Genomic DNA, 6833 nt, shown 5'->3' on the forward strand with positions numbered 1-6833 from the left:
TACAAGGTCTGTTGGGGAAACAGTGAGGGACGTGGCGTTCCGCCGTGTCCGGGGCATCCGGCCGCCACCCGCCGATCGTTCAACGTTCATTTTTCGCCTTGATCCTCCACACACGGCGCAACGGCGCCGCAGAAGGCGGCCGCGGAAGGCAGCGGCATCGGGAGGGGTTCCATGGGACACGGGCACGCGCACGGTCATCACCACCATCACGGACACGGCCATGAGCACGACCACTCGCACGATGCGGCGGCAGCGGCCCTGCCCGCCGCCTTCGACACCTCCGTGCCGGACGAGGCCCTCACTCCCGAGCAGCAGTCCCGCCGCACGCTGCTGCGCCGCGCCGGTCTGCTCGGCGCCGGGCTGACCGCGGCCGGCGTCCTCGCCCCGACCTCGGCCGCCGCCTCCACGGCCGACTCCGGCGCCGCCTCACCGGCCGCCGCGTCCGCCGCCTCCGGCGGCCGCAGGACCAACGGCTTCCTGTGGCTGGCCGGCGACCACCACATCCACACCCAGTACAGCAGCGACGGCAAGTACCGCGTCGTCGACCAGGTCCGCCAGGGCGCCAGGCACGGCATGGACTGGCTGGTCATCACCGACCACGGCAGCACCACGCACGCCAGGATCGGCGTCGAGAAGGTCAACCCGGACATCCGGGCGGCCCGCGCCGCCTACCAGGACACCCTCGTCTTCCAGGGCCTGGAGTGGAACATCCCGGCCGCCGAGCACGGCACCGTCTTCGTGCACCCCGGCAAGAACGAGGTCTCCGTCCTCAAGCAGTTCGAGACCGACTACGACGGCAGCGTCAAGGGCGCCTCCGACTCCACGCCCGCCAACGAGGCCCTCGCCGTCGCCGGCCTGAACTTCCTCGCCGAGCAGGTGGAGCGCCGCAAGGTCAAGGACGCCCTGATGCTCGCCAACCACCCGGCGCGGCGCGGTGTCGACTCCCCGCACGAGATCCGAGGCTGGCGCGACGCGAGCCCCGGCCGCCGGATCGCCGTCGGCTTCGAGGGCGCCCCCGGCCACCAGGCAGCCGGCCTGCCCGCCCCGCTCGGCATGGCCCGCGCCCGCGGCATCTACGACAACAACCCCAGCGCCAACTCCTTCGCCGGCTACCCGCTGGAGAGCTACCGCACCTGGGGCGGCTTCGACTGGATGACCGCGACCGTCGGCGGCCTCTGGGACAGCCTCCTCGCCGAGGGCAAACCCTGGTGGATCACCGCCAACTCCGACTCCCACCAGGTGTACGCCGACACGGCGGCGCGCGGCGGCGGCGACTTCAACGCCAACGGCCGCTACGACGACCCGGTCTACGGCGGCCGGATCGACATCACCCAGGGCGACTACTGGCCCGGCCAGTACAGCCGTACCCATGTCGGCGCCGACGGCTTCTCCTACGCCGCCGTCATGGACGGCATCCGTGCGGGCCGTGTCTGGGTCGACCACGGGCAGCTCCTCGCCGCCCTCGACGTCCGCGTGATGGGTGGCCGCCGCTGGGCCACACTCGGCGGCGCCCTGCACGTCAGGAAGGGCACGAACGTCACGCTGATGGTCGAAGTGGCGCTGGCCGGCGGCCCCAACTGGGCGGGATTCGCACCGCAGTTGGCGCGCGTCGACGTCATCCAGGGCGATGTCACCGGCCCGGTCGCCGACCAGGACACCTTCACCGCGCCGACGGCCAAGGTGGTCAGGTCGTACGAGATCAACAAGTCGGCCGGCACGGTCCGCCTCACCTACGACCTCGGCAAGGTCGACCACCCCGTCTACGTCCGTCTGCGCGGAACCGACGGCAACCGCACCGCCGTCGGCCCGATGGGCGCCGCCGTCGACCCGGCCGGCCCCGCCATCGACGTCGTCGGCGACGCCGACCCGTGGCGCGACCTGTGGTTCTACTCCAACCCGGTGTGGGTCCTGCCCTCGTGACTCCTCACGTCCTGACCGTGGACCCGGACGTCCGGGACCTCCGCACGGCCGACCGCCTGCTCCACACACTGGCGACCCAACTCGCCCTCCCGGAGGGCACGTTCGGCTGCACCCACCTGGTGCGAGGAGACCGCCCACGCGTGGCGCTCTCCCTCACCCTCCCGTCCGAGCCGCTCCTGCGTACCGCCCAGGAGCGGCTCACCCCCCACGGACACAAGGTGTCGCACCGCGCCCCCGACGCGGTGGGCCGGGCGGTGATCTACCCGGGCGTCACGGCCCTGACCGGCACCCTGACGATCACCCACCTGCTCACCCACTCGGCCATCGACCGCGTCACGACCCTCGGCACCCCCAACCCACCCACCCCGGAAACCCGACTGCTGACCCGCGACCACGTCCGCCCGCAGTGGCAGAACGGCGAACTCGTCCTGACCACCATGCCCGCCGCCCACGGCACCCTCGTCCCGTTCGAGGTGCCGGATCCGACACCGTGCTGTGCGGATCACCGAGTGACGTGAGGACCGGGGGAGCCTGCCTGCCCCTGCCCCCGGTCCACCCCCTCCCTCAAGCCCTTAAGGTTGCCGGGGATCCGAATCACGTCCGGAGTTTCGGGTCGACGGGGGGGCCGGGGGATGGCGCGCGAAGAGGCACAGTGCGAGGGGGATCCTGGCGGCCCGACGTCTCCCGCACCCGCACCTGCCCCCGCCCCCGCGCACGCACCTGCCCCCGCACCTGCCCCCGCGCACGCACCTGCCCCCGCACCTGCCCCCGCGCACGCACCTGCCCCCGCGACCGGCGGCCCCGACCGCCCGCTCTGGCGGCAGCGCGACTTCGGCATCTTCTGGACCGCCCAGACCCTTTCCGTCCTCGGCGACTCCTTCGCCCTGATCGCCCTGCCGCTGCTGGTGCTCCAGGCGACCGGCTCACTCGCCCGTATGGGCCTGCTGACGGCGGTCGGCGGTGCCGCCTCGGTCGTCGCGGCCGTGTTCGCCGGGGCCGTCGTGGACCGCGTCGACCGGCGTAGGCTCCTCATCGGCTGCGACCTCGTGCGCATGGCGCTGTACGGACTCGTGCCGCTGGTCTGGCTGTTCGGGCCGCAGATCTGGCTGCTCTACGTGGTCCTGCCGCTGTGCGAGGCGGTCGGCATGCTGTTCGCCGTCGGCTACGTCACCGTCGTCCGCGGCCTCGTCGGCACCGAGCGGCTCACCGAGGCCAACGGCCGGCTCAACGCCACCGCCGCCGCGGCCGGCGTCCTCGGACCGCTGTGCGCCGGACTGGTCGCCGCCTGGTCCGGCCCCGCCGCGGCCGTCGGCGTGGACGCGGCCAGCTTCGGCGTCTCCGCCGCCTGCCTGGCCTTCGTACGGCTTCGGGGGCGACCGGCGAAGGCACCCGGGCGGTCGGGACTGTGGCGGGATCTGCGCACCGGTGTCGCCTTCCTCCGCGGCCACCCCGTGCTGCGCGCCCTGACCGCCCTGCTGTTCGTCTTCAGCTTTCTCACCCTCGGCCTGAACGACCTGGTCATCTACCACCTCAAGTACGACCTCGGCCACGACGACGGCACGGTCGGCACCGTCATGGCCGTCGGCGCGCTCGGCACCATCACCGGCGCCCTGCTGGTCGCCCGGGTCCGCCGCCGGCTCGGCTTCGGACCGACCTGGACCGGCGCGGTCGCGGTGTGCGGGCTGTCCTTCGCCGGGCTCGGCTGGGCGAAGGACGTCCCCGTCGTCGCGGCCCTGAGCGCCTGCTTCCTGGCCTGCGTCGCCATGTTGGGCACCTGCTCCATGTCACTGCGTCAGGAAGTCACCCCGGAGCACCTGCTGGGCCGGGTCACCGCCGCCTTCTGGACCCTCCAGTACGCGGCGGCCCCCGTCGGAGCGGCTCTCCTCACCTGGGCCGCGGAACACCACGGCACGGCCCCGGTGGGCCTGGTGGCGGGCGGATGCTGCGTACTGATCGCCGTCGCCGCGCTCTTCACACCGATACGGCGCTCGGGAAGGCCGGCATCGAGGTCGGGCGCGCAGGCATCCGGGTCGGGCGCGCAGGCAGCGGGGTCCGGTACGCCGATACGGGAGTCCGGCCGCCGCCCTTGACCGCCGTCCCGGACCCCCGCTCCCCCTCCCTCCGTCACGGCCTGCGTCAGCCCGGCGGTGCCGCCCGAGCGCCCGTCATCCGTTCACTCCCGTGTAGTGCCGCAACGCCCACCGCCACACCAGCCGCGACGCCAGATATCCGCCGATGCCGAGCAGTGGGGACGCCGCCGCCAGCCAGTAGGGGACGCCGATGCCGTGGTCGTGGCCGGTCAGGACCGCGGTGGGGAGATAGGCGACGAACGCGAGCGGGAGGGCGAAGGTGAGGAAGCCGCCCACCGCTCGGGGGAGGACGTTGAGCGGGTAGCTGCCGAACGTGCCGAGCAGCTCCTCCAGCCAGCGGCTCCAGTAGTCGGCGGCCGGGAAGCGCAGACACGCGCTCGCCACCACCGTGAACAGGGCCGCCTCCAGGAGCATCCCGCCGATGACCGCGGCGATCAGATACGAGACCCGGCCCGTCGTCCAGTCCAGTTCGCTGCGGCTGAGCGCGCCCACCATCAGGCCCGTCGCGACCGTCAGGTCGCCGATCGCGTTGGTCGGGAAGTACGCGAGCTGGACCTGACGGTGCACCGGCATGGGGCGCAGCAGATAGACGTCGATCCTGCCCTCCTGGATCTGCCGCCCGATGAAGTGCATACGTCCCAGGAACAGCACGAACAGGCCGTGCGCGAGCATCCGGATCGCCGGGATCAGCAGCACGTCCGAGCTGTCCCAGCCGCCCATCCCGGTGAACCGCGACAGCAGCACCGTCGCGAACACGATCACTGACACCTGCCAGATCGCGCCGACCGCGATGTTCAGCAGGAACTCGGTGCGGTACTCCATCGAGGCACGGATGTTCAGCAGCGAGATACGCCATACGAGGCGCAGCGCTTTCAGTGACATCTCAGCCTCCCTGCGAGATCACGCGCCGCGCGGCCCGCCGCCACACCCAGCGGGTGAACAGCGCCAGCACCACCACCCAGGCGGCCTGGACGGCCAACTGGGCTCCGGCGCCGGACAGTTCGATGCGGCCGACGTAGATCGACAGCGGCACGCTCAGCGTCGCCTGGAACGGAAGGAAGCCGCTCAGCGTGATGAACCAGTCGGGGAAGAACCACAGCGGCGCGTACACCCCGGACAGCAGGTTCTGCACGAAGATCAGGATCAGCATCGCGGAGTTGTTGCGCAGGGTGAAGAAGCACAGCTGGTCCAGCATGAGCATGATGTAGTACAGGACCCACTGGCCGAGCAGCATGCTCACCACGAACATCCCGGCCACGGCCGCCGATCCGGGGGGTTCCACGACCCCCGCCGCGAGACAGACCGCGTATCCGCCCAGCGCCCACGCCAGCCCGTACAACTGCTCGCCGAGCGCCCGCAGGGCGTAGTAGCGCTGGGGCGGCAGCGGGCGCAGATACCAGTAGACGATCGTGCCGAAGTGCATGTGCTGCAGCACCGTGTCCCGGCCCGCGTACTGGTCCAACTCCCGTAGCCGGGAGGCGAGTACGGCCATCACGGCGTAGCTGACCGCCTGCTCGCGGCCGAGTCCTGCGGTGGTCCCGGTCTGTGCGTACAGGCCGTGCCACAGCGATGCCACCAGCACCACCTGTACGGTCAGCCGCAGCAGGACGGCGGTCATCCGGGGCGGTGTGTGCAGCTCGCCGAGCGGCGTGACGCGGGCGGCGCGCCAGCCGTGCAGTACGGAGGCCATCTCAGGCCCCTTCCGTCGCCGGCCCGGCATGCACGTACGCGGCCCGCATCACGTCCTCCAGGTCCGCCTCGTCGAGGGCGAGGTCCGTCACCTCGTACCGCTCGATGACCTGCTTCAGCGCCTGGTGCACGGTCGGTGCGTCGGGGCCGTCGGGGCCGAAGACGGCCTGGGGGCCCTCGCGGCGCAGCAGCGCGACGCCCCGCAGGGAGCCGACCTCGGTGGCCGGGTCGGCGAGCGTCACCCGCACCTGCCAGGTCGAGCCGTACTTGCGGCGGATCTCGTCGAGCGTGCCGTCCAGCACGAGCCGCCCGTGGTTGATGAGCACGACCCGCCCGGCGAGCCGCTCGACCTCCGTCATGTCATGGGTGGTGAGCAGGACCGTACGGCCGCGCTCGGCCACCTGGTGCCGCAGGAACTCGCGCACCTGCTCCTTCACCACCACGTCCATGCCGATGGTCGGCTCGTCGAGGAAGACGACCGGCGGGTCGTGCAGCAGCGCGGCGGCCAGGTCGGAGCGGACGCGCTGGCCGAGGGAGAGATGGCGGACCCGGGTGTCCCAGAAGGAGGAGAGGTCGAGGAGGTCGTCGAACTCCTTGAGCCGGGCGGTGTGTTCCGGCTTCGGCACCTCGTAGATGTCGCGCAGGATCGCGAACGACTCGCGCACCGGGAGGTCCCACCACAGCTGGGTGCGCTGCCCGAACACCGTGCCGATGTTGCGGGCGTTGCGCTCACGCTCCTCGTACGGCACGACGCCCGCGACGCGGGCCTCGCCGGCGGTGGGGGTGAGGATGCCGGTGAGCATCTTGATGGTGGTGGACTTGCCGGCGCCGTTCGGGCCGAGCAGGGCGAGGAGTTCGCCGGGGGCGACGGAGAAGGACACGTCGCACACGGCGTGCTTGGCGACGCGCTCCGGGTCGACGAGCGAGCGGAGTGTGCCGGCGAAGCCGGGGCGGCGGACGGTGGTGTGGAAGGTTCGGGAAAGGCCGCGAACCTCGATACTGCCATTCAAGTGACATCAACTCCCGTGTCGTGAAAACGAGTTGGGGGGGGGGGGGGGGGGGGGGGGGGGGGGGGGGGGGGGGGGGGGGGGGGGGGGGGGGGGGGGGGGGGGGGGGGGGGGGGGGGGGTGGGGC

General features: G+C 72.1%; 6 protein-coding genes. 3 read left to right on the forward strand and 3 right to left on the reverse strand.

From position 1 onward, the window contains the following. The first annotated feature begins 171 nt into the window (after positions 1 to 171). The 3 genes from POF73_RS43270 (at position 172) to POF73_RS43280 (ending at position 4010) form a co-directional block, all read left to right on the forward strand. Positions 172 to 1920 (forward strand): PHP domain-containing protein, encoded by a 1749-nt coding sequence (locus tag POF73_RS43270; RefSeq protein WP_272124914.1) that lies wholly within the window; start codon positions 172 to 174, stop codon positions 1918 to 1920. After that, positions 1917 to 2438, forward strand: coding sequence for a hypothetical protein (locus tag POF73_RS43275; RefSeq protein WP_272124915.1), 522 nt, complete (start codon positions 1917 to 1919; stop codon positions 2436 to 2438). The genes POF73_RS43270 and POF73_RS43275 overlap by 4 nt, the downstream gene beginning before the upstream one ends. Before the next feature lie 114 nt (positions 2439 to 2552). Next, positions 2553 to 4010: an MFS transporter gene (locus tag POF73_RS43280; protein WP_272124916.1), complete on the forward strand. Its 1458-nt coding sequence runs from the start codon at positions 2553 to 2555 to the stop codon at positions 4008 to 4010. Between the two features lie 75 nt (positions 4011 to 4085). Here the strand turns inward: POF73_RS43280 and POF73_RS43285 are convergent, their stop codons facing one another. The 3 genes from POF73_RS43285 to POF73_RS43295 are packed head-to-tail and all read right to left on the reverse strand — an operon-like array spanning position 4086 to position 6709. After that, on the reverse strand, positions 4086 to 4892 hold the full coding sequence (locus POF73_RS43285; RefSeq protein ID WP_272124917.1) for an ABC transporter permease: 807 nt from the start codon (positions 4890 to 4892) through the stop codon (positions 4086 to 4088). A gap of 1 nt (position 4893) precedes the next feature. Further along, complete coding sequence (locus POF73_RS43290) at positions 4894 to 5700, reverse strand: ABC-2 family transporter protein (RefSeq protein ID WP_272124918.1); 807 nt, start codon at positions 5698 to 5700, stop codon at positions 4894 to 4896. Position 5701: 1 nt separating this feature from the next. Next, entirely contained in the window at positions 5702 to 6709 is a 1008-nt protein-coding gene (locus POF73_RS43295; RefSeq protein WP_272124919.1) for an ABC transporter ATP-binding protein, read from the reverse strand. Positions 6710 to 6833 lie beyond the last annotated feature (124 nt).

The sequence above is a fragment of the Streptomyces sp. HD genome, from assembly GCF_028369295.1.
GTDB lineage: Bacteria > Actinomycetota > Actinomycetes > Streptomycetales > Streptomycetaceae > Streptomyces.

Excerpts from the sequence above, each read along its gene's own strand:
- POF73_RS43270 (WP_272124914.1), top strand. The coding sequence starts at position 172 with ATGGGACACGGGCACGCGCACGGTCATCACCACCATCACGGACACGGC.
- POF73_RS43280 (WP_272124916.1), top strand. The coding sequence starts at position 2,553 with ATGGCGCGCGAAGAGGCACAGTGCGAGGGGGATCCTGGCGGCCCGACG.
- POF73_RS43285 (WP_272124917.1), bottom strand. The coding sequence starts at position 4,892 with ATGTCACTGAAAGCGCTGCGCCTCGTATGGCGTATCTCGCTGCTGAAC.
- POF73_RS43290 (WP_272124918.1), bottom strand. The coding sequence starts at position 5,700 with ATGGCCTCCGTACTGCACGGCTGGCGCGCCGCCCGCGTCACGCCGCTC.